This is a genomic window from Variovorax sp. dw_954 (genome assembly GCF_018449755.1).
Taxonomy (GTDB): domain Bacteria; phylum Pseudomonadota; class Gammaproteobacteria; order Burkholderiales; family Burkholderiaceae_C; genus Variovorax.
The window spans coordinates 182,227-205,005 of record NZ_JAAVVD010000011.1 but is presented as its reverse complement, the minus strand read 5'-3'; the positions used below and the strand labels follow the sequence as shown (position 1 = coordinate 205,005).

Below are 22,779 nucleotides of genomic sequence, written 5' to 3'. Positions count from 1 at the left end.
CGCCTGACGGGCCTTCAGCGCGCCGCGAGTTGCTTCCAGGTGTCGATCACGCTGTCGGGGTTAAGCGAGATCGACTCGATGCCCTGCTCTGCCAGCCACAACGCGAAGTCGGGATGGTCGCTGGGGCCCTGGCCGCAGATGCCGACATACTTGCCTTGCGCCTTGCAGGCCTTGATGGCGCGGCTCAGCATGGCCTTGACGGCAGGATCGCGCTCGTCGAAGTCGGCGGCGAGCAGCTCGAGGCCCGAGTCGCGGTCCAGGCCCAGGGTGAGCTGGGTCAGGTCATTGGAACCGATCGAGAAGCCGTCAAAGTACTGCAGGAACTCGTCGGCCAGGATGGCGTTGCTCGGCACCTCGCACATCATGATGATCTTGAGTTCGTTCTCGCCGCGCTTCAAACCTTCGGCGGCCAGCAGGCCTGTCACGCGCTCGGCCTGGCCCAGCGTGCGCACGAAGGGCACCATGATCTGCACGTTGGTCAGGCCCATCTCGTTGCGCACGCGCTTGAGCGCTTCGCACTCCATGAGGAAGGCTTCGCGGAATTCCTCGCTCACGTAGCGCGCGGCGCCACGGAAGCCAAGCATAGGGTTCTCTTCCTCGGGCTCGTAGCGCGAGCCGCCGATCAGCTTGCGGTATTCGTTCGACTTGAAGTCCGACAAACGCACGATCACCGGCTTGGGCCAGAAGGCGGCGCCGATGGTGGCGATGCCTTCCGCCACCTTGTCGACGTAGAACGCACGCGGCGACGCGTGCCCGCGCGCCACCGATTCCACGGCTTTCTTCAGGTCGACGTCGACATTCGGATAGTCGAGGATCGCCTTCGGGTGCACGCCGATGTTGTTGTTGATGATGAACTCGAGCCGCGCCAGCCCCACGCCGTGATTGGGCAATTGCGCGAAGTCGAAAGCCAGCTGCGGGTTGCCGACGTTCATCATGATCTTGAGGTCGATCGGCGGCATCTCGCCGCGCGTGACCTCGGTGACTTCGGTTTCGAGCAAGCCGTCGTAGATGAAGCCGGTGTCGCCCTCGGCGCAGCTCACCGTGACCAGCGTGCCTTCCTTCAGCAGCTCGGTCGCGTCGCCGCAGCCGACCACGGCCGGAATGCCGAGTTCGCGCGCGATGATGGCCGCGTGGCAGGTACGCCCACCGCGGTTGGTGACGATCGCGGAGGCGCGCTTCATCACCGGCTCCCAGTTCGGGTCGGTCATGTCGGTGACGAGGATGTCACCGGCCTGCACCTTGTCCATCTCACTGATGTTGTGCACGAGGCGCACGGGGCCGGTGCCGATCTTCTGGCCGATGGCACGGCCCTCTGCCAGCACGGCGCCCTTGCCCAGCAGCTTGTAGCGCTGTTCGGCCTTGCCTTGCTGCTGGCTCTTCACGGTCTCGGGGCGCGCCTGCAGGATGTAGAGCAGCCCGTCGGTGCCGTCCTTCCCCCATTCGATGTCCATCGGGCGGCCATAGTGTTCCTCGATGACAAGCGCGTACCTGCCGAGTTGCTCGACGTCCGCATCGGTCAGCGAATAACGGTTGCGCTGCTCTGTCGGCACGTCGGTGGTCTTGACCAGCTTGCCGGTCGCCTTCTTTTCCTCCGGCGTGGCGAACTCCATCTGGATCAACTTGGAGCCGAGGTTGCGGCGGATCACCGAGCGCTTGCCGGCCTTGAGCATCGGCTTGTGGACGTAGAACTCGTCGGGGTTCACGGCGCCCTGCACCACCGTCTCGCCCAGCCCATAGCTGGAGGTGATGAACACCACGTCTTCGAAGCCGGACTCGGTGTCGATGGTGAACATCACGCCGGCCGCGCCGAGGTCGGAGCGCACCATGCGCTGCACGCCGGCGGACAGTGCGACCACGTCATGCGCGAAGCCCTTGTGCACGCGATAGCTGATGGCGCGGTCGTTGTAGAGGGAGGCGAACACCTCCTTCATCTTGTGCAGCACGTCATCGATGCCGACCACGTTGAGAAAAGTCTCTTGCTGGCCGGCGAAGGATGCGTCAGGCAGGTCTTCTGCCGTAGCGGACGAGCGCACGGCGAAGCTGGCTTGCGGGTTGCCGGCGCTCAGCGTGGCGAAGGCATCGGCAATGGCTTTTTGCAAGTCTTCCGGGAAAGGCTGGGCCTCGACCATTGCGCGGATCTCGGCACCGGCCACAGCCAGTGCGCGCACGTCTTCGGTGTCGAGCGCGGCAAGGCGCTTGCTGATCTTGTCGGCCAGGCCGTCATGCGCCAGGAACTGACGGAACGCATGCGCCGTTGTCGCGAAGCCCGTAGGCACGCGCACGCCTTGCGGCAGTTGGGAAATCATCTCGCCGAGACTGGCGTTCTTGCCGCCGACCGACTCGACGTCGGTCATTCTCAGGTTCTCAAACGGAACGACCAGGGCGGTCGCTTCAAAGAGGTCAGACATGGGAAAGCTCCAGAAGTTAAAACCTTTGGGCCATGCCGGCGGCGGCGCACGATCGTTGTCGTTGCTTTGGGTGCGGTCGCGGAGAGCATGGGGAGAAATGAGGCAGGGGGAAACGGATTCCCCATAATTGGCCCGAATTGTAGGCGCCGCACCGTTTCTGCGCGCCGCAAGCAAAGGCAACCCAACATGCACACTCGCACAGTTTTCTTTGTTTCGGACGGCACGGGCATCACCGCAGAGACCTTCGGCAACGCGGTCCTGGCGCAGTTCGAATTGACGCCTCGCCACGTTCGACTGCCTTTTACCGACACGGTCGACAAGGCGCACCAGGCCGTCAGGCGCATCAACCACACGGCCGAGATCGAGGGGCAGCGGCCCATCGTATTCACCACCCTGGCCAACATGGATGTGCTCGAAGTGATCGAGACTGGCTGCAAGGGCATGCTGCTCGACATGTTCGGCACCTTCGTGCGGCCGCTCGAGATCGAACTGGCGATGAAGTCGAACCACCGCATCGGCCGCTTCAGCGACGTGAGCAAGAGCAAGGAATACGACGCGCGCATCGCGGCCATCGACTTCAGCCTGCAGCACGACGACGGGCAGAGCAATCGCGACCTCGATGGCGCCGACGTGATCCTGGTCGGCGTGAGTCGCAGCGGCAAGACGCCGACCTCGCTGTACCTGGCCATGCAGCACGGGCTGAAGGCGGCCAACTACCCGTTGATTCCGGAAGACTTCGACCGGCGGCAGTTGCCACCGGCCCTGCTGCCGCACAAGAAGAAGATCTTCGGGCTCACGATCCAGGCCGAGCGCCTGGCGCAGATCCGCAATGAGCGGCGGCCGAATTCGCGCTACGCGAGCATCGAGAACTGCCGGCACGAGATCTCCGAGGCGGAGGCGATGATGCGGCGGGCCGGCATTCGCTGGCTGTCGACCACGACCAAGTCGATCGAGGAAATCGCGACGACGATCCTGCAGGAGTTGCGGCCGGAGCGGCTGACGTACTAGCGCCGGTCCATGCCCGCCCACTCGGGATGGCATGGCCACATCGACTCGCGCAATTCAGCCGAACAGGTATTGGACCGCCCCATCGCGGCCGGCCACCGGCTGACAGGTGGTGCCCCAGACCTCCTCGATCAACTCCGGCCGCAACACGCCCGCTGCCGCGCCCTGGATCGCGGAATGGCCGGATCGGACCACCACCACATCGTCGGCATAGCGCAGTGCCAGGTTGAGGTCGTGCAGTACCGCAACCACGCCCACCCCCTTGGCCGACCAGTCGCGCAGCAGGCGCATCGCGGCATGCTGATGCGCGATGTCCAGCGCGGCGGTTGGTTCGTCCAGCAGCAACCAGCGGGTCGCCTTGTCGGGCCGCGGATGCCAGAGCTGCGCCAGCGCCCGCGCCATGTGAACGCGCGCCTTCTCGCCGCCCGAGAGCGTGTTGAGGATGCGCGGCGCCAGCGGCGAGACGTCGGTCAGCGACATTGCGCTGGCGATGATCTGGTCTTCGTCGCGGCCGGGTTTCAGTCGGTGGGGGAAGCGGCCCAGCGCCACGATCTCCTGCGCATTGAAGTCGAACGCGACCGCGCTCTCCTGCGGCATCAGCGCCCGGTGCAAGGCCAGCGTCGCGGGCGGATAGGCGTCCAGCGGCCGGTCGTCCAGCAGCACCGCGCCCTGCGTCGGCCGGCGCTGGCCGCCGAGCAATGACAGCAGCGTCGACTTGCCGGCGCCATTCGGCCCGAGGATCGCGGTGACCCGACCCGGATGCAGGTGCACCGTGGACTCCGTGAGCAAGGTCTTCGCGCCGATCAGCACGCTTGCGGCGATACACGACAAGGTCATACGCGATCCCGGAAGTGGCGCAGCATCAGCAGGAAAATCGGCACGCCAATGAAGGCCGTCAGCACGCCGAGCGGCAGTTCAGCCGGCGCCATCAAGGTGCGCGCCACCGTGTCGGCCGCCAGCACCAGCGCCGCGCCCAGCAGGCTCGAGGCCGGCAGCACCACCCGATGGTCCGGCCCCGCGACCATGCGCACCCAATGCGGCGCGATCAAGCCGATGAAGCCGATGATCCCGGTGGTCGCCGTCACCGAGCCGACCGCGAAGGCCGTCACCACGATGGCGCGCCGCTTCACGCGCTCGACGTCGACACCGAGCAACGCGGCCTGCGATTCGCCCAGCGCGATGGCGTTGAGCGGCGCCGACAGCGTCAAGGCAAAGGCGCAGGCGACAAGAACCACCATGCTCACGAGGATCACTGCACTCCAGCGCGCACCGCCAAGGCTGCCGAGCAGCCAGAACTGCAGGCTGCGCAGCTGTTCATCGGTGCCCATCACGCTCAACAGGCCGAGCCCCGCGCCGGCCAGGGCATTGATGGCGATGCCGGCCAGCAGCATCAGCGCCATGCGCGTGCCGCCCTCGCTGCGCGACAGGCTGTAGATCAGCAAGGTGACCAGGAAGCCGCCGCCAAATGCCATGGTCACCAGAGTCCAGCTCCCCAGCGTGCGCGGCAGCACCGGCCACAGCCAGGCGCCGAGCACGATGGTCACGCCGGCGGCCAGCGCCGCGCCGCTGCTGATGCCGATCAGGCCCGGGTCGGCCAGCGGATTGCGGAACAGGCCCTGCATCAGCGCGCCCGACATGCCCAGGCCCGCACCCGCGGCCACGCCGAGAAGCAGCCGCGGCAACCGGATGTTCATGAAGACCAGCTGCTGGGGCGACGGGTCGGCCGCGTCGTTCCAGACTGCGGCGAGCACTTGCCAGAGCTGCGAGACGCTGATGGCGTAGGCACCCGACGCGGCGCCCAGCGCGACGGACATTGCCAGCAGTACGCCGCCACCCACGATGGCGGCGCGCATCGATAGCCGGGCGTTCATACCGAGAGGAACCGCTGGTGCAACTCACCGATGGCCCCGGGCAGTCGCGGTCCGAAGCCGAGGAGCAGCAAGGCATCCCGAGTGACCAGCGCGCGCTTCCTGAACGCGGGCGTCAAGGCGAGTTCGGGGCGCTCCCAGAACTTGTCGATGCCGCCATGCGCCTCGATGCTCTGCGTGCTGGTGAGGATGATGTCGGGCGCCGCGCTGGCCATGGCCTCGGCCGTCATCGGGCGGTAGCCCTGAAAGCCGCCGAGGCAGTTCATGCCACCGGCGAATCCGATGACGGCATGGGCTGCCGTCTTCTCGCCCGACACCTGCGGGCTGGCGCTGTGCGACAACACGAACAGCACGCGTGGCTTGCGCGCCGTGGACGCCGCGACGCGCTTCTGCACTTCGCTCCACTCGCCGTCGAGCCCCGCCTGAAGCTCACGCGCCTGCGCCTCGCGCGCCGCCGCGCGACCCACCGCCTGCACCTTGCGTTGCACCTCGCTCCAGCTGTGATCGGCCTCGACCAGTTCCAGCCTGACGCCGGCACCGCGCAACTGGTCGAGCACCACGGGCGGTCCCGACTCGGTCGTCGCGATCACCGCGTCGGGCTTGAGCGACAGCAATCCCTCGGCCGAGAGCTGGCGCATGTACCCGACCTTGGGCGTCTTCTGCGCGGCCTGCGGATAGAGGCTGGTGGTGTCGGTGCCGACCAGCTGGCGTTCCGCGCCCAGCAGGTAGACCACCTCCGTGATGGCGCCGCTGATGGTGATGAGCCGCGGCATCTTCTCCTGCGCCAGCGCCGGCAGCGCAAGCAGCCCGGCCGATGCGGCGATGCCCCGAAGCACGTCGCGGCGCTGCAGATTCGACGGCTTCCTCATGTTTTTCGATCGATGTTCTGGCCGATGCGCCAGCACACGCCCGCAGGATCGGCCAACGTGAAGTCGATCATGGCCCACGGCTGCTCTTCGAGTGGCGTGAGGCGCACACCGTACTTCTCGACCACGCCACTGGCCTTCACCTGTTCGAACCAGGCATGCACGTCTTCCACCAGCAGGTGCATCGACAGGTTCTCTGCAAACGCTTGCACGTAGAACTCGCACAGGAGGAAGCTCGAGTTGCCGTAGTGAAAGTAGGAGACGCCACCACCGTCCGATGCCATGGTGAAGCCCAGGTCCTGGTAGAAGCGCTGCGACAGCGCGTAGTCCTTCGCGGGCAGGAAGGCCTTGATCTCCACGGTCTTGAGATTGGTCATGCGACCACCTCCATCCGCGGCAGCTTGCGCACGATCTCGCGCCAGGCCTCGCGCTCCGGCACGCCCGGCTTGCGCGCACCGAAGAACATGGCCATCAACCCACCCTCGCGGTCGAAGGCCTCCACGGAAGTCACCACGCCATCGCTGGTCGGCTTCTCGACGATCCACACCGCGTCGATCAGGTCCTCGCGCATGTGCAGGTTGAAACCTGGGTCCAGCACGTTGAGCCACTGCATGCCGCGCATCTCCATCGGCTCCACGCGCACGACGGGGCCGGTGTGGATCTGGATGCAGCCGGGGCTGCCGACGAACACCATGATCGGCGTGCCGTCGAAGGCCGCCTCGTTGAGCAGGTCGCGCACCGCGGTCTTTTCGGCGCGCTGCGTGAACGTGCCCTGGGTGAGGCGGAAGCTCTGCTGGCGTTCGACCTCGAACTTGTTCAGCAGGCCGAAGAACTCGTGCGTGTCCTGCATGGCGCCCCAGGCTTCGGCCAGGGCGGCGGCGTCGATCGCGCTGTCGGCGCGCGGCGCAGGCTTCGGATCCGCGGGAGAGAACAGGACGTCTTGCCCCGGTTCCGCATGCGCGTCGATGACCGATTGCAGCGCATCGCGGTCCGTGGCATCGCGTGCAAAAACCTTGTGCACCGCAACGCCATGCGCGTTGTAGAACTGCAGGCTCAGGCTCGCACCCTCGGTCACCGCGAAGCCTGCGTGCCATTGATTGAAGAAGATGCGCAGGTCGATGTCTTCACCGAGCGCCAGCGCGACATGGCCGCTGCCCGAGAGGTTCTGGTAGACGCCGGTCTTCTCATGCACCGTCGAAGCGTTGCGCGTGAGCGCAAGCACCGGGCCGCACAGTTCCAGCGCCTGCAACAGGTCCAGCCAGGGGCCTCGCAGGGGCACGGACTTGATCGGCGCCTCGTGCGCGCCGACGTGGGCCGCGATGGCTGCGCCCTCGCTCAGGCCCATCGCCTCCGCGGCATCCTTGTGGCGCTTGCCCTCGGCGCGCAGGACGGCGAAGCGTTCTCGAATCTCTTGCAGGTTCATCGTGTGGTTCCTTTGTTGTTCAAAGATCAAAAGTCCGCCACCAGCGTGACGTTGAGATGGCGGCCCGGCTGCGTGTAGGCGTCGCGGATGGGCGAGGTCTGTGTGACGCCGCGAACGTCGCTCCACATCCAATACTTCTCGTCCGTGAGATTGACGATGGCCATGTTGAGGCGCAAGTCCTTTCGGATGCTCCATTGGGCGCTGAGGTCCAGCGTGGTCGCCGATGGCGTGAGGAACTGCAGGCCGGTCGCGACTTCCGTCGGGTCGACATCGGAACGCTTCTTGGCCGCATGGTAGACCGCGTCTAGCCGCACGTTCCAGGTCGGCGCGGTGTACCTGAGGCCGACGTTGAACTTCTGCGGGTCGACCGAATTGAGCGGCCGTCCGTTGGTGCGATCGGTGCCCTTGGTCTGCCCGTAGGCGAAGGGCATCGAGATGCCGGTGCCGTCTTCGCGCCAGTCGAACTCGCCCTTCAATTCGAAGCCGCTGATGCGCGCGCGGCCGATGTTGACGGACTGGTAGATCAGCGGATCGATGCGCGGGATGCCGCGGCCGCCGACCAGCCTGTCGTTCTCGATGAGGTTCTTGTAGTCGCCGGTGAAGGCGGCGGCCTCGAAGCGGAAGATGCCGGTGCGGCCGCGCAGGCCCAGTTCGAAGTTCTGGCTTTTCTCGGGCTTCAGATTCGGATTGGGAATCGTCTTGTAGCCCTGGATCACGTTCTCGAAGAAGTTGTTGACCTGGAAGGCATTGGGCGCCTTGAAGCCGGAGGCGTAGTTGCCGTACAGCGCCAGGTCCGGCGTCGCATGGAACAGCACGCCCAGCTTGGGCGACACGGCCGAACCCTTGAGCGAGACGGCGGTGGCGTTGAAGCCGGCCTGGTCCGCGTCGAGGTCGAAACGGTCGTAGCGCACGCCGGGCGTGATGCTCCAACGGTCGTGGATGAACTCGTCCTGGATGTAGAGGGCGGCGCTGGTCTCGCGGGTGTCCGGGAAGCGCTTGAGCGGATAGGTTTCGCCGGCCGGCGGCGTCAGGCCGGTCTGCAGGTTTTCGACATCGGTGCGGATGTAATCGGCGCCGTAGGTGATGCGCTGACCCCAGCCGTTGGCCATGGGGATCGCCTTGCCGGCTTGCAGGTTGAGTTGCCAGGTGGCTTCGTCGAAGGTCACGTCGCGCGAGCGGTCGGCAGCGGACAGGCGGTTTTCGAAGATGTACTCGCGGGACTTGGCCTTCTGGTAGCTCACCACCGCTTGCAGGTTGTCGGCCACCGCGGTGTCGACGCGCACGCGGCCGTCCCACGTGAGCCGGTCACGCTGCATGTCGGTCTTGGCGTCGAGCCCGATCACCGAAGTCGAATTGAGCGGTGGCTTCGAAAGGCCCGACAGCAGGTCGTACTTCGCCGTCTTGTCGACGTGCTCCAGCGTGAAGGTGTGGCGCTGGGCGGCATTTGGCGTGAGGATGACCTTGGCCAGCAGGCCCTGGTTCTTGTCGCGCTCCGGATTGGGGGCCGTGCGGTCGGTGTTGGCCGAGTAGTTCTGGCCCATGTTCTCGAGTTCATTCGTGCGGCCGACGCTTGCAGAAAGCAACCATTGCACTGTCTCGCTTGGCTTGCCCGCCAAGGTCACGCCGGTGTTCCAGCCGTCGTCATCACCGCTGTACGCAATGCTGGCGCTGCCGCCGAAGGTCTTGCCGTCGCGCAAGTACGAGGCCGGTTCCCGCGTGATGAAGTTGACCAGTCCCGCCAGGCCGTCGGAGCCATAGAGCACCGACACCGTGCCCTTGACGATCTCGATGCGCTCGATCAGGTTGACGTCGAAATAGTCGCGCCCGAAGGCGTTGGCGCTGAACACATAGCTGCGCGGCGTGCGCACGCCATCGGTCAGCAGCAGCACACGGTTGCCGTCGAGCCCGCGGATGTTGAAGCCGGCATTGCCGTCGCGCCCCGTGTTGCCGAGCGCGAGTCCAAAGCGGGCCGGTGCGCGCTTGACCGACACGTTCGGCACGTCGCGCACCGCATCGCGGATGTCGTTGATCTGCTCCGACTCGATGGTCTTGCGATCGATCACCTCGATGGTCGCGGGCAGGTCGTCCTTGTTCTGCTCGGAGCGCGTCGCGGTGACGACGACCTCCTTGAGCACGGACGTGCGCGGGCTGTCTTGGGCCGAGGCGCCCACGGCGTAAGCGCAGGCGATCAGCAGGGTCAAGGGGCGGAGACGGAATACAGGGGCGCAGTGAGTGGGCACAAAAGGTCCAGGGAAACAGTCGTCGTGAAACTGCTCGCTGGACGGGCGCGCGTGCGCGCCGGGGACTGGCTGGCGGTGGACCGGGCGATATGTGCCCGGGCCGCAGATTATATGCGAATCGTTCTCATTCAGACAACTGATTCGACCGCGAGATCCTTCGCCGTCGCGGGTTCTTCCGCCGGTGCCGACGTGCGGATCAGGTGATCGAACGCACTCAATGCCGCCTTCGCGCCCTCGCCCGCCGCGATGATGATCTGCTTGAACGGCACCGTCGTCACGTCGCCCGCAGCGAACACGCCCGGCACCGAAGTCTGGCCCTTGGCGTCCACGATGATCTCGCCGTGTTTCGACAACTCGACCGTCCCCTTGAGCCAGTCGGTGTTGGGCACCAGGCCGATCTGGATGAACACGCCTTCCAGCGGCACCGTCTTCAGCTCGCTCGTCGCGCGGTCCTTGTAGATCAAGCCAGTGACCTTCTGGTCGCCAGTGATCTCTGTGGTCTGTGCGTTGGTGAAGATGTCGACGTTCTTCAGGCTCTTGAGCTTGCGTTGCAGTACCGCGTCGGCACGCAGTTGCGTGTCGAACTCGATCAGCGTGACGTGGCCGACGATGCCGGCCAGGTCGATGGCCGCCTCGACGCCCGAGTTGCCGCCGCCGATCACCGCCACGCGCTTGCCCTTGAACAACGGCCCGTCGCAATGCGGGCAATACGCCACGCCCTTGTTCTTGAACTCGTGCTCGCCGGGCACGTTGATGTTGCGCCAGCGTGCGCCGGTCGAGATGACGATGGACTTGCTCTTCAGCGAGGCGCCGCTTTCCAGCTGAACCTCGATGAATTCCTTGCCCGGCACCAGTGCCTTGGCGCGTTGCAGATTCATGATGTCGACGTCGTAGTCGCGTACGTGCTCTTCCAGGGCATGGGCGAATTTCGGTCCTTCGGTTTCCTTGATCGAAATGAAGTTCTCGATGCCCATGGTGTCCAGCACCTGGCCGCCGAAGCGCTCCGATGCGACACCGGTGCGGATGCCCTTGCGCGCGGCGTACACCGCTGCGGCCGCACCGGCGGGCCCACCGCCCACGATCAGCACATCGAACGGATCCTTGCCGGCGATCTTCTTCGCCTCGCGCTCGACGCCACTGGTGTCGATCTTCGCGAGGATCTCTTCCAGGCTCATGCGACCCTGGCCGAATTCCGTGCCATTGAGGAACACGGTCGGCACGGCCATGACCTGGCGCTCCTTCACCTCCTGCTGGAAGGTGCCGCCTTCGATCATCGTGGCGCGAATACGCGGGTTCTGCACGGCCATCAGGTTCAGTGCCTGCACGACGTCCGGGCAGTTGTGGCACGTCAGCGAAACATAGATCTCGAACTCGAAATCACCATCGAGCGCGCGGATCTGGTCGAGCACGGCCTGCTCGACCTTGGGGGGATAGCCGCCGACCTGCAACAGCGCAAGGATCAGCGACGTGAATTCATGGCCCATCGGCAGGCCGGCAAAACGCGGGCCGTGGTTCTCGCTCGGACGATTGATCGAGAACGAGGGCTTGCGATGGTCGTCGTCGCGGCTTTCGGTCAGCTTGACCAGCGGCGAGACTTCAGCGACGTCCTTCAGCAGCGACAGCACATCCGCCGACGCCTTGCCGTCGTCGAGCGAGGCGACGATTTCGATCGGCTGCGTGGCGCGTTCGAGATAGCTTTTGAGCTGGGCTTTGGTGGCTGCGTCGAGCATGAAGAATTCACTTTCAAGGATTGATTGGGAACAAAAAAGCCCGGGGGCCAGTCGAGCGCCCGGGCTTCGTCGCAGAGGCGAGTTAGATCTTGCCGACGAGGTCGAACGAAGGCTTCAGCGTTTCGGCGCCTTCCGTCCACTTGGCCGGGCAGACTTCGCCGGGGTGGGCCGCAACGTATTGGGCAGCCTTCACGCGCCGCAGCAGTTCGGCGGCGTCACGGCCGATGCCGTTGTCGTGCACTTCAACGGTCTTGATCTTGCCTTCGGGGTCGATCACGAAGGTGCCGCGATAGGCGAGGCCGGCGTCTTCGCCTTCTTCGATCATCACCTGGAAGGCGCGAGCCAGTTGGCCGCTCGGGTCGCCGACCAGCGGGTATTGCACCTTGCGGATCGTGTCCGACGTGTCGTGCCAGGCCTTGTGCGTGAAGTGGGTGTCGGTCGACACGCCATAGATCTCGACGCCCAGCTTCTGGAATTCAGCGTAGTTGTCGGCCAGGTCACCCAGTTCGGTCGGGCAGACGAAAGTGAAGTCCGCCGGATAGAACACCACGACCGACCACTTGCCCTTGAAGTTTTCGTTGCTCACCGGCACGAACTTGCCGTTGTGATAAGCGGTCGCCTTGAAGGGAATGATTTCGGTGTTGATAAGAGACATGCCTGGAATCCTTGATCGAGAGACGTGAATGAAAAGGGTGAGCCATGAGTATACCCAATTCACTTTCGCATTTTGATAGGTCCTAACTATTAAGCGCTGCCGTCTCAACTATGAGACGCCAATGCGAACGCCTATCACGATCAAACGCATGCAGAGTGTCAACACGGGGCCTTGTGGAACGCACCTTGCATGCAGTGTGAACAAACTCGCACAATCCCGGGTTCTACAAGAAGGAAAAACACCATGAAGGGCGACCCTCAAGTCATCGAACACCTGCAAGCGCAGCTCAAGAACGAGCTGACCGCCATCAACCAGTACTTCCTGCACTACCGAATGCTGAAGCACTGGGGCCTGGACAAGCTGGCCAAGAAAGAATACGAAGAATCGATCGGCGAAATGAAGCATGCCGATTGGCTCATGGACCGCATCTTCATGCTCGATGGCCTGCCCAACCTGCAGGACCTCGGCAAGCTGAACGTGGGCGAAGACGTGCCGGAAATCCTGGACTGCGACCTGAAGAGCGAGACCGGTGCACAAGCCACCATCAAGGCCGGCATCGCGCATTGCGAGTCGGTGCGTGACTACGTATCGCGCGACCTCCTGCAAAAGATCCTGGACGATACCGAGGAGCACATCGACTTCCTCGAAACCCAGATCGACCTGGTGGGAAAGGTCGGCTTGCAGAACTACCTGCAGAGCCAGATGGGCGAAGCGAGCTGAACTACAGCCCGCCCCGCAAGAGGCTGGACTACCAAGGGGCTTCGGCCCCTTTTTCATGCCCGGACTTTACGTGTAAATAACATTCATTCTCATCTGTGTGGCTAGAATCGCCGGCATTTCCATGCTGATTCGACCCCGCACCACGAGATGAGTGGCCCTCCTGACAACCGCCGCCGAGCCTATTGGCTGAAGACCTTGCACGAGTGGCACTGGGTCAGTTCTGCGGTCTGCCTGATCGGCCTCCTGCTCTTCGGCATCACCGGATTCACGCTGAATCATTCGGCGCAAATCGAGGCCAGGCCCATCGTCCAGACGCAGCGCGGCACCGTCGAGGCGCCGCTGCTCGCCACGCTTGAAGCACAACTGGAGCAGGTCAAGCAGCGCGCCAAAGGCAAGGCCCCATTGCCACCCGACCTGCAGAGCTGGCTTCACGAGCGCTGGGCCATCGACACCGCCGACAAGCAGGCCGAGTGGTCGGACGACGAGATCTATCTCTCCCTCCCCCGCCCCGGCGGCGACGCCTGGTTGCGCCTCAACCTGGGAGATGGCGAGGTCGAGTACGAGCGCACTGACCGCGGCTGGCTTTCCTACTTCAATGACCTGCACAAGGGCCGCAACACCGGCGTGGCCTGGAGCTGGTTCATCGACATCTTCGCGGCGGCCACGCTGGTCTTCTCCATCACCGGGTTGTTCATCCTGAAGATGCACGCCGGCAATCGCCCCTTCACCTGGCCCATGGTCGGGATGGGGTTGGTGATCCCGATGCTGCTCGCGCTCCTCCTGATCCATTGACTTTATTCCAGAGAAACGAGGTTGCTTCGTGAAAGTCCGTTATTCCCTCGCGCTCGGCGCACTGTTCGGCGCTCCGGCGTTCGCGGCTGGGCTCGGCGCCAGCATCGAGGTGCCGCGCCTGAACGTGGCCGAGTACCACCGGCCCTATGTCGCCGCCTGGATCGAACGAGCCGACAACACCGTCGCCGCAACGCTCAGCGTCTGGTACGACATCCGCGTCAAGACCAACAACCCCGAAGGCGAAGGCACCAAGTGGCTGAAGGACCTGCGCCAGTGGTGGCGGCGGGGCGGGCGTGAACTGGCGGTGCCGGTCGATGGCATCACCGGTGCGACCAAGCCCGCCGGCACGCACCAGATCAACGCCAGCGAAGGCTCGGCCGCCTTGCCCAAGCTGGCGCCGGGCGCCTACAAGTTCGTGGTCGAGGCCGCGCGCGAACAAGGCGGCCGCGAGGTCGTGAGCATCCCCTTCCAATGGCCGCCCACGTCGGCGCAGCCGCTCGCCGCCACTGGCAAGGACGAACTCGGCGGCATCAAGCTCGAACTCAAACCCTGACAGCGCACCCTTCCAAAGGAGCCACCATGAAGACTTCCCTGCTTGCCATCGCACTTACCGCCGCACTGGGCACCGCCCAGGCGCACAACGCCTGGCTCTTGCCGTCGACCACCGTGCTGTCGAAGGGCGACATCGTGACGATCGATGCGGCTGTGTCGAACGACCTGTTCGTCGCCAACCACAACCCGCTGCGCCTCGAAGGCTTGCAGATCACCGCACCCGACGGCAGCGCCCTCAAGCCCGAGTCCGAAGCCAAGCTGAAGCAACGCAACGTTTTCGACGTGAACGCCTCGCAGCCGGGCACCTACCGCATCGCCGTGCTCAACACCGGCGTGTTCGCGGCGTGGAAAGACAAGGCCACGGGCCAGCAGAAGCGCGCACGCGGCACGGCCGAATCCATCGGCAAGGAGATACCGGCCGATGCGCAAGAAGTGAACATCACGCAATCGATGGGCCGCATCGAGACCTTCATCACGGTGGGCAAGCCCTCGCCGCTCAAGCCGATCGGCCAGGGCCTGGAACTGATCTCGACAGCTGCACCGACCGACCTGGTCAAGGGCGAAAAATCGACCTTCACGATCCATCTGGATGGCCAGCCGGCCAAGGACCTCGACGTGACCGTGACCGCGGGCAACACGCAATACCGGGACAAGCTCGAAGACCTGAAGATCAAGACCGACGGCAAGGGCCAGTTCAGCGTGACATGGCCGACCGCCGGCATGTACTGGCTCGACGTCAACACGCGCGACAACAAGACCTCGGTGCCGCAAGCCAAGGAACGCCGCCTGAGCTATGCGGCCACGCTGGAAGTGATGCCCTGAATCCGCGACCTTCCTTTGCGACCTGGCGCGCGGGCGGCTACGCGAACGCCGGTGCGGTCACGCCACGCCAGGCCGACCCGGCCACGCTGCATTCCCTGGCCGGTCGCAGCATGGGCACGACCTGGTCGCTGCGTTTCGACAATCCGCGCATGCTCGCGCTCGACATGGTGCGGGCGACGGCCGAGGCCGCGCTCGGACGGGTGGTCGACCAGATGAGTCACTGGGAACACGATTCGGACCTGAGCCTGTATGGCCGCGCGCGCGCCGGCAGCGTGCATGCGCTGGCGCCCGAGTTCGCCACCGTGCTGGCCTGTGCGCTGCACTGGGCGGAAGCCAGCGGCGGCGCGCTGGACCCGACCGTGGGGCCGCTGGTGGCCCTCTGGGGATTCGGCCCCGATGCCAGCCCCGACGCCCCGGCGCCCACGCGCCAAGCCGTAGACGCGGCCCGGGCACGTTGTGGCTGGCGCCGTCTTTCCTTCAATGCACAGGGCCGAACCTTGTCGCAGCCGGGCGGACTCACGCTGGATTTCTCCGGCATCGCCAAGGGGTTCGCGGTCGACCACATGGTCGACGGGCTGCAGGCGCTGGGCTTGAAGGACTTCCTGGTCGAAGTCGGCGGAGAACTGCGCGGCGTTGGCCGCCGGCCTGGCGGCCGGCCATGGTCTGTTCAGCTCGCCGCGCCCGAACAAGGCACTGCGCCATCACAGGCCATCGCCCTCGCCGACATGGCCATCGCGACATCGGGCGACCGCTGGCACCACCGGGAACAAGCCGGTCGCCGCTGGTCGCACGCCATCGATCCGCGATCCGGCGAACCGATAGGTCACGCGCTGTCCTCCGTGACCGTGATGCACGCCGAATGCATGCATGCGGATGCGCTGGCCACCGTGCTCACCGTCCTCGGCCCCGTCGATGGACTTGCCTTTGCGGACGCGCATAAAGTCGCCGCCCTGTTCCTTGTGCGCGAACCCGGCGGCTTGGCCGCACACACTTCCCGGGCCTGGAAATGAGCGCAGCGCAGGACCGTCCATGACCATCGATGCCCTTCGCGGCGCCGCGGCGGCCGGCACCGTGCTCGCCTACGCAGCGTTGTGCGGCGCGATCTGGTGGCGCGAGCAACGCCGGCATGCCTCAGACCGGGCAGCCGCCCGCGCACTGGCGGGCAACGGCGCAACACCCGCCCTGGTGCTGTTCGGCACGCAGACCGGCCAGGCCGAAGCCCTCGCGTGGCAAACCGCCAGGGGCTTGCATGCGCTTGGCACACCCGTGCGCGTGTTGGCCCTCAATGCCCTCGATGCCGACATGTTGCGATCCGCACCACGCGCCTTGTTCGTGGCCAGCACCTATGGCGAAGGCGATGCGCCCGACGGCGCGAGCCTCTTCGTCGAGAAGATCATGGCGGGCATTGGCGCCCTGCCCTCGCTGCCCTCCCTGCGCTATGCCGTGCTGGCGTTGGGGGACCGGCAGTATCAGAACTTCTGCGGCTTCGGCCGGCAACTCGACGAATGGCTCCACGCGAGGGGCGCGAAGCGCGAATTCGCATGCGTCGAAGTCGACAACGCCGATCCTGCGGCGCTGATGCAATGGAACACCCGGCTCGGGCTCGCGGAAGACGATCAAGGGGAAAGCCAGCAGCCTTTCACGCAGTGGCGATTGTCAGAGCGCGAACTGCTCAACCCGGGCAGCGTCGGCACGTCGATCCATCGCCTGGTGCTCGCACCGCCACAGGGCAATCCACCCGTGTGGCAATCCGGCGACCTGGTGCAAATCGAAGTGCCTGGCGACCCGACGCGTCCGCGCGAATATTCGATCGCCTCGATTCCCGAGGACGGCGCGATCGAATTGCTGGTCCGCCAGGAAATGCGCGCCGACGGCCGGCTGGGCCTTGCCTCGGGCTGGCTCACCGACACGCTGGCGCCAGGAGGCCAGGTGTCCTTGCGAATCAAGCCTCATCCGAGCTTCCAGCTGGGCGATAACGTGGCGCGTCCCTTGGTGCTGATCGGCAACGGCACCGGCCTGGCAGGCTTGCGCAGCCATCTGCGCGCCCGCGCTGCGGCAGGGTGTGGCGACAACTGGCTGCTTTTCGGCGAGCGCAACGCCGAGCACGACTGGCTGTGCCGCCACGAGATCGAGGCATGGCACTCGGCAGGCCTGCTGCGTCGGCTCGACATGGTTTTCTCCCGCGACCAGCCCCAACGGCACTACGTGCAGCACCGCCTGCTCGAGGCGGCGGATGAACTCAACGCCTGGCTCGACCGCGGCGCCGCCATCTACGTCTGCGGCAGCCTGCAAGGCATGGCCACCGATGTCGACGCCGCACTGCGTCAGGTGGCCGGCACGAACCGCTTCGCAGCGATGGTGGCAGCCGCACGCTATCGACGCGACATCTACTGACTCCGCGCTGGACCCTCCCGGTTAACGCATTGTGTCTGTCATGCAACGCGCGAGCCATTTCGCAGAAATAGTTGCTACTAGATGAACAAAATCTGAATGCGATTGGTTATCATTTGGCCTCGGGCGCTTCAGCCCCTCTGACCCAGCTAATCTGCTTGCTGCCCTTGGCCGCGCAATGCCAGACCCGCCAGTCGAGACGATTTCCCATCTTCATTCCGGAGTTCTCTCATGGCGTACATCAAGAGTCGCAAGCACGCGGTTGCGCGTGCCGTTCCCCCCTTTGGCAGCGTCGCTGCAGCCACCCTCGTCGCGTTTGCCTCGCCGGCAGTCGCCCAGACGACCGGCACCCTCAAGGAAATCCAGGTCCAGGGCCCAGCTGTCGACTACAAGGCCGACACCTCCGCCAACCCCAAGTTCACCGCGCCCCTGGTCGACACGCCACAGACCGTGCAGGTGATCAAGGAGCAGATCCTTCGCGAGCAAGGCGCCACGACGCTCACCGAAGCACTGCGCAACACCCCCGGCGCAGGCGCGTTCTACCTCGGTGAGAACGGCAACACCAGCACCGGCGACTCGATCTACCTGCGTGGCTTCGACACCTCCAGCAGCATCTTCGTCGACGGCATCCGCGATCTGGGCACCGTGTCCCGCGACACCTTCAACATCGAGCAGGTCGAAGTGGTCAAGGGTGCGGCTGGCGTCGACATCGGCCGCACCGCGCCGACCGGCTACATCAACATGATCACCAAGAAGCCGCAAACACAAGACAGCTTCTACGGCTCGCTGGGCTTCGGCAGCGCCAACTACAAGCGCGGCAACGTCGACTGGAACAAGTCGCTGAGCGGAGAGAACGGCATCGGCGCCGCCTTCCGCCTGAACGCGGTCGCCGAGGACACCGACGTGGCCGGCCGCGACTTCGTCAAGAACAAGCGCTGGGGCATTGCGCCCTCGCTGGCATTCGGCCTGAACTCGCCGACGCGCGTGTACCTCGACTACGTCCACATCGACCAGAACAACATCCCGGACGGCGGCGTTCCCACCGTCGGCCTGCCCGGCTACACCAACCCCGATCCGCTGTCGCTCGGAGCGCGTCGCCGCACTTTCCTGAACTACGCGCAGCCGGTCGACTCCAGCAACTTCTACGGCACCAGTTCCGACTTCGACAAGGTGAAGTCGGACATGTTCACGGCACGCGTGGAACACGACTTCACGCCCGACACGAAGCTGCGCAACACCACGCGCTACGGCAAGACGACGCAGGATTACATGCTGACCTCGTTCCAGGCAGGTGGCCTCGCGGCCAACGGGCTGCCTCCGCCGCTGCCGACCACCGGCTTCCTGGCCACGCCGAATCCGGCCAACCCCCTGGGCTGGACCGTCACCCGGAACCTGCCCACCAACAAGAACCAGGAAAACACGATCCTGGTCAACCAGACCAACGTCAGCACCAGGTTCAACACGGGTTCGTTCTCGCACACGATGAACGTCGGCCTCGAACTGATGCGCGAGGAGCAGCAAGCGCTCGGCTATTTCGGCCCGAACGCCACGTTCAACGGCCGCCCCGTCAACAACGGGTTCTGGCCAGCCGCCAACCTCTATGCGCCCCAGCCGTACGTGACAGGCTACAACCGCCTTCGCAGCGGCGCCGACAGCGACGGCACGACCACGACGGTCGCCGGCTACGTGTTCGACACCATGAAGTTCAACGAGCAATGGTCGCTCACCGGCGGGCTGCGCTACGAGCACTACAAGACCGACTTCGACGCGAGGACGCTCTCGACGGCAACGACCTTCCCGTCGCTGCCCGTGGGCACGCTGGTCCCGACCAGCCTGAATACGTCGGACAACCTGCTTACCGGCAAGCTCGGCCTGGTCTACAAGCCAGCCCCCAACGGCAGCATCTACGCCGGCTACAGCAACGGCGCCCAGCCCCCGGGTGGCTCCAACTTCGCCCTGGCAGCGAGCGGCACGGGCAACAGCGCCGCACGCACCGACTTCAAGCCACAAGAAGCGGAGACCTATGAAGTCGGCACCAAGTGGGACATCCTGAACAACAAGCTCTCGCTGACGGCCGCGCTCTATCGCACCAACGTGAAGAACGAAGTGGTGCAGGACGCGACCAACCCGACCGTCTACTACCAGACCGGCAAGAAGCGCGTCCAGGGCATTGAACTGGGCGTGGCCGGCGCCATCACCAATGCGTGGGGCGTGAGCGCCGGATTCACCACGCAGGACACGAAGGTCGATGGCACCACCAACGTGGCGGACACCATCGCGGTGGTGGCCTACACGCCGAAGAACGCATTCAGCGCCTGGACCACCTACGTGTTTCCGTTCGGCCTGACGATCGGCGGCGGCGCGCGCTACAACGGCAAGCTCACGCGCGGCTATGACGCTGCCGTCGGCACACCGGCCTACGTCGACGCCTACTGGGTGTTCGACGCGATGGCGTCGTATCGCATCAACAAGAACGTCGACATTCAGCTGAACGTCTACAACCTGGCCGACAAGGAATACGTCGGGGCCATCAACAAGAGCGGCTACCGCTACCTGCCGGGTACGCCGCGCTCGGGCCGGATCATGGCCAACTTCACGTTCTGATCTATCACAACGCACTGCGCTGGACGCGGTGCGACACTCGGGCCCCGGCTTCACCGCCGGGGCCTTTTCTTCTTGTGAGGTACCCCGAAAAATGATGCTTCATGTCCCGGATGTGCTCACGCCGGAGCAGGTGCGTGGCCTGCGCACCGCGCTCCAGGCCACCGATTGGGTCGACGGCCGGCAAACCGTCGGCGAGCAAGGTGCGAGGGTCAAGCGCAATCGCCAGTTGCCGGAACACTCTTCCGTGAGCCGCGAGTTGGGCAAGAGCGTGCTAACGGCCCTGTCGCGCAACCAGCTCTTCTTCTCCGCTGCACTGCCACTGCGCTTCGTGCCGCCGCTGTTCAACCGCTATGAAAGCGGCGAGCACTACGGCCTGCACGTGGACGGCGCGGTGCGCTCCGTGCCCGGCACCGGCGAGCAGTTGCGCACCGACTTGTCCTGCACCCTTTTCCTCAGCGAACCCGAGGAATACGAAGGCGGCGAACTCGAAGTGGTCGACACCTACGGCACGCACGAGGTCAAGCTGCCCGCAGGCGACCTCATCGTGTACCCCTCGACCAGCCTGCACCGCGTCCAGCCGGTGACGCAGGGTGCGCGGGTGTGCTCGTTCTTCTGGGTGCAAAGCATGGTGCGCGAGAACCACCAGCGCGCCATGCTGTTCGAGCTCGACCAGCAGATCCAGAAGCTGCGCGCGCGCATCGGCGAATGCGATGAGACGGTCGCCCTGACCGGCCACTACCACAACCTGCTGAGGCTCTGGTCGGAAGTCTGAAGCGTGTGGTTGCGCCTCGCGGAAGGCCCGGCCCGACCCCGCCAATCGCATAGTTATTGCAAATGCGAGAGATTCGTATTTATAATCAGGTCTTCACCAACAGCCAGCCAACCGCTGCCTCTTCGCCATGATCGTCTGTGTCTGCCGCCGAGTGTCCGACCGAGAAATCGCGCGTCATGCGCGAGCCGGCATGACTTTCGACGAAGTGCAATTCGAACTTGGCGTGGCCACCCAATGTGGCCAGTGCGAAGGATGTGCGCGCGATCTGGTCGCGCAGTGCAGCGCCTCGCATCCGGTTGCCGCGATTCATCGCGGCGACGAGGCACAAGTGATCCAGCTTGCCAACTCCATCAAGGGCAGCAAGTCATGGAACTCTTCGCAACACTCGGCGGCAGCCTGATTTTCGTGGCCGGCTCGGCCTGGTGGATTCTTCGAAAAACCTAGCGGTTCGTTTGCTGCATCCGGGCGCATCACGCGGCCCATCTTGTCGAAAAGATCGAACGTGTCTGACCGCTTCAATGCTCCTGCGGGGATGTCCCGCAATGCCGTCATCGCCAGTGGCGTGGTGGTGTTCCATCTCGCTGCCCTCTGGGCGCTCCAGACCGGGTTGATCCGCAAGGCCGCCGAAGTGGTGATCCCGGTCGAGATCCTCAGCGAGCTGATCGCGCCGCCCAAGCCGGCAGAGCCTCCGCCTCCTCCACCGCCGCCACCGCCCCAGGTGAAACGCGAGATCACCAAGACCCCGCCGCCGCCGCGTCCGCAGGCCATTCGCACGCCCGCGCCGCCTGCGCCCAACGCGCCGACCGGCTCGGTCGAGCCGCCACCGCCACCCGCGCCGGTCGCCGCCCCCGAGCCGCCAGCCCCACCAGCACCGCCTCCACCCGCGCCACCTGCGCCGCCACGCATCATCAACCTGTCGGAAGGCGATGTTCAGTGGGTGCGCGAACCGCCCCGCGAATATCCCCGGATGAGCGCACGCATGGGCGAATACGGCCGCGTCGTCATCGCCGTGTACTTCAACAACGCCGGCTTTCCGAAACGCGCCGAAATCCGGACATCCAGCGGCTACGAACGGCTGGACCAGGCCGCGCGCGATGCCGTCCTGAAGTCCCAAATCACCCCGCTGAACCGCCCCGGCGCCAGCGACGAAACGCTGCGCTACTTCCTGGCGCCCATCAATTTCACGAAACCCGAGTAGATCTGGAGCAACACATGGATTCCCAATTTGGACTGATGAACCTCTGGGCACAGGGCGACATCGTCACACGCGGCGTTGCGCTGCTGTTGATCGGCATGTCGCTTGCGTCCTGGATCGTCATCCTGGTCAAGGCGCTGGACGTCATTCGCTACAAGCGTCTGGCGCGCGGCTCGTCAGACTTCTGGCACAGCGAAGACTTCGCCACCGCGCTGAACAAGCTGGGCAAGGACGACAGCAACCCGTTCCGCGCCCTCGCGCTGGAGGGCCGCGAAGCGACCGCGCACCATCGCAACACCAAGGCGCACCTGCACGACACGCTGGACGTGAGCGACTGGGTCACCCGCTGCCTGCGCAACGGCATCGACGAATTCACCGCGCGCCTGCAGACCGGACTGGCCATCCTGGCCTCTGTTGGCTCCACCGCGCCGTTCATCGGCCTTTTCGGAACCGTCTGGGGCATCTACCACGCGTTGATGAGCATCAGCACTGCCGGGCAGGCGACCATCGACAAGGTCGCCGGCCCGATCGGCGAGGCGCTGATCATGACGGCGCTGGGCCTGGCCGTGGCGATTCCCGCCGTGCTCGGCTACAACGCGCTGGTGCGCGGCAACAAGTTCGTGCTGACCAAGCTCAACAGCTTTGCCCACGACCTGCACGCCTACTTCGTGACGGGCGCCCGAGTCCAGAGCAGCGAGCCGGCCACCGTGCTGCCGCTCAAGAAAGGCTGAGCGCC

Annotated in this window: 21 protein-coding genes; 12 read left to right on the top strand and 9 right to left on the bottom strand. The window is 65.1% G+C overall.

From position 1 onward, the window contains the following. Window positions 1–14: 14 nt before the first annotated feature. Entirely contained in the window at window positions 15–2,408 is a 2,394-nt protein-coding gene (gene ppsA, locus HB681_RS18825; RefSeq protein WP_213956393.1) for a phosphoenolpyruvate synthase, read from the bottom strand. Between the two features lie 186 nt (window positions 2,409–2,594). On the opposite strand from ppsA, the gene HB681_RS18820 reads away from it, so the two are divergent. After that, entirely contained in the window at window positions 2,595–3,416 is an 822-nt protein-coding gene (locus HB681_RS18820; RefSeq protein ID WP_213956392.1) for a pyruvate, water dikinase regulatory protein, read from the top strand. 54 nt (window positions 3,417–3,470) lie between these two features. Here HB681_RS18820 and HB681_RS18815 read toward each other — a convergent pair whose 3' ends face one another. The 8 genes from HB681_RS18815 to ahpC all read right to left on the bottom strand — a co-directional run bounded on the left by HB681_RS18815 (window position 3,471) and on the right by ahpC (window position 12,195). Continuing rightward, entirely contained in the window at window positions 3,471–4,250 is a 780-nt protein-coding gene (locus HB681_RS18815; protein WP_213956391.1) for a heme ABC transporter ATP-binding protein, read from the bottom strand. Then, window positions 4,247–5,284, bottom strand: a complete 1,038-nt coding sequence (locus HB681_RS18810; protein ID WP_213956390.1) for an iron ABC transporter permease — start codon at window positions 5,282–5,284, stop codon at window positions 4,247–4,249. Before HB681_RS18810 ends, HB681_RS18815 begins: the two co-directional genes overlap by 4 nt. Continuing rightward, window positions 5,281–6,150 (bottom strand): ABC transporter substrate-binding protein, encoded by an 870-nt coding sequence (locus HB681_RS18805; RefSeq protein ID WP_213956389.1) that lies wholly within the window; start codon window positions 6,148–6,150, stop codon window positions 5,281–5,283. The genes HB681_RS18810 and HB681_RS18805 overlap by 4 nt, the downstream gene beginning before the upstream one ends. Beyond that, window positions 6,147–6,524, bottom strand: coding sequence for a VOC family protein (locus HB681_RS18800; RefSeq protein ID WP_213956388.1), 378 nt, complete (start codon window positions 6,522–6,524; stop codon window positions 6,147–6,149). The genes HB681_RS18805 and HB681_RS18800 overlap by 4 nt, the downstream gene beginning before the upstream one ends. Next, complete coding sequence (locus HB681_RS18795) at window positions 6,521–7,570, bottom strand: ChuX/HutX family heme-like substrate-binding protein (RefSeq protein ID WP_213956387.1); 1,050 nt, start codon at window positions 7,568–7,570, stop codon at window positions 6,521–6,523. Before HB681_RS18795 ends, HB681_RS18800 begins: the two co-directional genes overlap by 4 nt. Before the next feature lie 26 nt (window positions 7,571–7,596). After that, window positions 7,597–9,771, bottom strand: a complete 2,175-nt coding sequence (locus HB681_RS18790) for a TonB-dependent hemoglobin/transferrin/lactoferrin family receptor (RefSeq protein ID WP_218628253.1) — start codon at window positions 9,769–9,771, stop codon at window positions 7,597–7,599. A gap of 167 nt (window positions 9,772–9,938) precedes the next feature. Next, entirely contained in the window at window positions 9,939–11,540 is a 1,602-nt protein-coding gene (gene ahpF, locus HB681_RS18785) for an alkyl hydroperoxide reductase subunit F (protein ID WP_213956385.1), read from the bottom strand. A gap of 82 nt (window positions 11,541–11,622) precedes the next feature. Further along, complete coding sequence (ahpC, locus tag HB681_RS18780) at window positions 11,623–12,195, bottom strand: alkyl hydroperoxide reductase subunit C (protein ID WP_213956384.1); 573 nt, start codon at window positions 12,193–12,195, stop codon at window positions 11,623–11,625. A gap of 243 nt (window positions 12,196–12,438) precedes the next feature. On the opposite strand from ahpC, the gene bfr reads away from it, so the two are divergent. The 11 genes from bfr to HB681_RS18725 all read left to right on the top strand — a co-directional run bounded on the left by bfr (window position 12,439) and on the right by HB681_RS18725 (window position 22,774). Beyond that, window positions 12,439–12,915, top strand: a complete 477-nt coding sequence (gene bfr, locus HB681_RS18775) for a bacterioferritin (RefSeq protein ID WP_213956383.1) — start codon at window positions 12,439–12,441, stop codon at window positions 12,913–12,915. Window positions 12,916–13,062: 147 nt separating this feature from the next. Next, window positions 13,063–13,707, top strand: a complete 645-nt coding sequence (locus tag HB681_RS18770; protein WP_213956382.1) for a PepSY-associated TM helix domain-containing protein — start codon at window positions 13,063–13,065, stop codon at window positions 13,705–13,707. Between the two features lie 28 nt (window positions 13,708–13,735). Beyond that, the gene (locus HB681_RS18765) at window positions 13,736–14,260 is read left to right on the top strand and encodes a DUF2271 domain-containing protein (protein ID WP_213956381.1); all 525 of its coding nucleotides are present in this window, start codon (window positions 13,736–13,738) and stop codon (window positions 14,258–14,260) included. 26 nt (window positions 14,261–14,286) lie between these two features. After that, window positions 14,287–15,081, top strand: coding sequence for a DUF4198 domain-containing protein (locus HB681_RS18760; RefSeq protein ID WP_213956380.1), 795 nt, complete (start codon window positions 14,287–14,289; stop codon window positions 15,079–15,081). 110 nt (window positions 15,082–15,191) lie between these two features. Next, on the top strand, window positions 15,192–16,091 hold the full coding sequence (locus HB681_RS18755; protein WP_256354070.1) for an FAD:protein FMN transferase: 900 nt from the start codon (window positions 15,192–15,194) through the stop codon (window positions 16,089–16,091). Window positions 16,092–16,110: 19 nt separating this feature from the next. Beyond that, window positions 16,111–17,475, top strand: a complete 1,365-nt coding sequence (locus tag HB681_RS18750) for a sulfite reductase subunit alpha (RefSeq protein ID WP_213956378.1) — start codon at window positions 16,111–16,113, stop codon at window positions 17,473–17,475. Window positions 17,476–17,703: 228 nt separating this feature from the next. Continuing rightward, a complete protein-coding gene (locus HB681_RS18745) occupies window positions 17,704–20,076 on the top strand; it encodes a catecholate siderophore receptor Fiu (protein ID WP_213956377.1) in 2,373 nt (790 codons plus the stop codon). 91 nt (window positions 20,077–20,167) lie between these two features. Next, window positions 20,168–20,848: a Fe2+-dependent dioxygenase gene (locus tag HB681_RS18740; RefSeq protein WP_213956376.1), complete on the top strand. Its 681-nt coding sequence runs from the start codon at window positions 20,168–20,170 to the stop codon at window positions 20,846–20,848. A 127-nt stretch (window positions 20,849–20,975) separates the two neighbouring features. Then, window positions 20,976–21,248, top strand: a complete 273-nt coding sequence (locus HB681_RS18735; protein ID WP_213956375.1) for a (2Fe-2S)-binding protein — start codon at window positions 20,976–20,978, stop codon at window positions 21,246–21,248. A gap of 132 nt (window positions 21,249–21,380) precedes the next feature. After that, a complete protein-coding gene (locus tag HB681_RS18730) occupies window positions 21,381–22,046 on the top strand; it encodes an energy transducer TonB (RefSeq protein ID WP_213956374.1) in 666 nt (221 codons plus the stop codon). Window positions 22,047–22,060: 14 nt separating this feature from the next. Continuing rightward, entirely contained in the window at window positions 22,061–22,774 is a 714-nt protein-coding gene (locus HB681_RS18725) for a MotA/TolQ/ExbB proton channel family protein (protein ID WP_213956373.1), read from the top strand. The last annotated feature ends 5 nt before the right edge of the window (window positions 22,775–22,779 follow it).

Bases quoted from the DNA above. Each gene is read 5' to 3' on its own strand.
- ppsA (WP_213956393.1), bottom strand. From the start codon at position 2,408: ATGTCTGACCTCTTTGAAGCGACCGCCCTGGTCGTTCCGTTTGAGAAC.
- HB681_RS18820 (WP_213956392.1), top strand. From the start codon at position 2,595: ATGCACACTCGCACAGTTTTCTTTGTTTCGGACGGCACGGGCATCACC.
- HB681_RS18815 (WP_213956391.1), bottom strand. From the start codon at position 4,250: ATGACCTTGTCGTGTATCGCCGCAAGCGTGCTGATCGGCGCGAAGACC.
- HB681_RS18810 (WP_213956390.1), bottom strand. From the start codon at position 5,284: ATGAACGCCCGGCTATCGATGCGCGCCGCCATCGTGGGTGGCGGCGTA.
- HB681_RS18805 (WP_213956389.1), bottom strand. From the start codon at position 6,150: ATGAGGAAGCCGTCGAATCTGCAGCGCCGCGACGTGCTTCGGGGCATC.
- HB681_RS18800 (WP_213956388.1), bottom strand. From the start codon at position 6,524: ATGACCAATCTCAAGACCGTGGAGATCAAGGCCTTCCTGCCCGCGAAG.
- HB681_RS18795 (WP_213956387.1), bottom strand. From the start codon at position 7,570: ATGAACCTGCAAGAGATTCGAGAACGCTTCGCCGTCCTGCGCGCCGAG.
- ahpF (WP_213956385.1), bottom strand. From the start codon at position 11,540: ATGCTCGACGCAGCCACCAAAGCCCAGCTCAAAAGCTATCTCGAACGC.
- ahpC (WP_213956384.1), bottom strand. From the start codon at position 12,195: ATGTCTCTTATCAACACCGAAATCATTCCCTTCAAGGCGACCGCTTAT.
- bfr (WP_213956383.1), top strand. From the start codon at position 12,439: ATGAAGGGCGACCCTCAAGTCATCGAACACCTGCAAGCGCAGCTCAAG.
- HB681_RS18770 (WP_213956382.1), top strand. From the start codon at position 13,063: ATGAGTGGCCCTCCTGACAACCGCCGCCGAGCCTATTGGCTGAAGACC.
- HB681_RS18760 (WP_213956380.1), top strand. From the start codon at position 14,287: ATGAAGACTTCCCTGCTTGCCATCGCACTTACCGCCGCACTGGGCACC.
- HB681_RS18755 (WP_256354070.1), top strand. From the start codon at position 15,192: ATGGGCACGACCTGGTCGCTGCGTTTCGACAATCCGCGCATGCTCGCG.
- HB681_RS18750 (WP_213956378.1), top strand. From the start codon at position 16,111: ATGACCATCGATGCCCTTCGCGGCGCCGCGGCGGCCGGCACCGTGCTC.
- HB681_RS18745 (WP_213956377.1), top strand. From the start codon at position 17,704: ATGGCGTACATCAAGAGTCGCAAGCACGCGGTTGCGCGTGCCGTTCCC.
- HB681_RS18740 (WP_213956376.1), top strand. From the start codon at position 20,168: ATGATGCTTCATGTCCCGGATGTGCTCACGCCGGAGCAGGTGCGTGGC.
- HB681_RS18735 (WP_213956375.1), top strand. From the start codon at position 20,976: ATGATCGTCTGTGTCTGCCGCCGAGTGTCCGACCGAGAAATCGCGCGT.
- HB681_RS18730 (WP_213956374.1), top strand. From the start codon at position 21,381: ATGTCCCGCAATGCCGTCATCGCCAGTGGCGTGGTGGTGTTCCATCTC.
- HB681_RS18725 (WP_213956373.1), top strand. From the start codon at position 22,061: ATGGATTCCCAATTTGGACTGATGAACCTCTGGGCACAGGGCGACATC.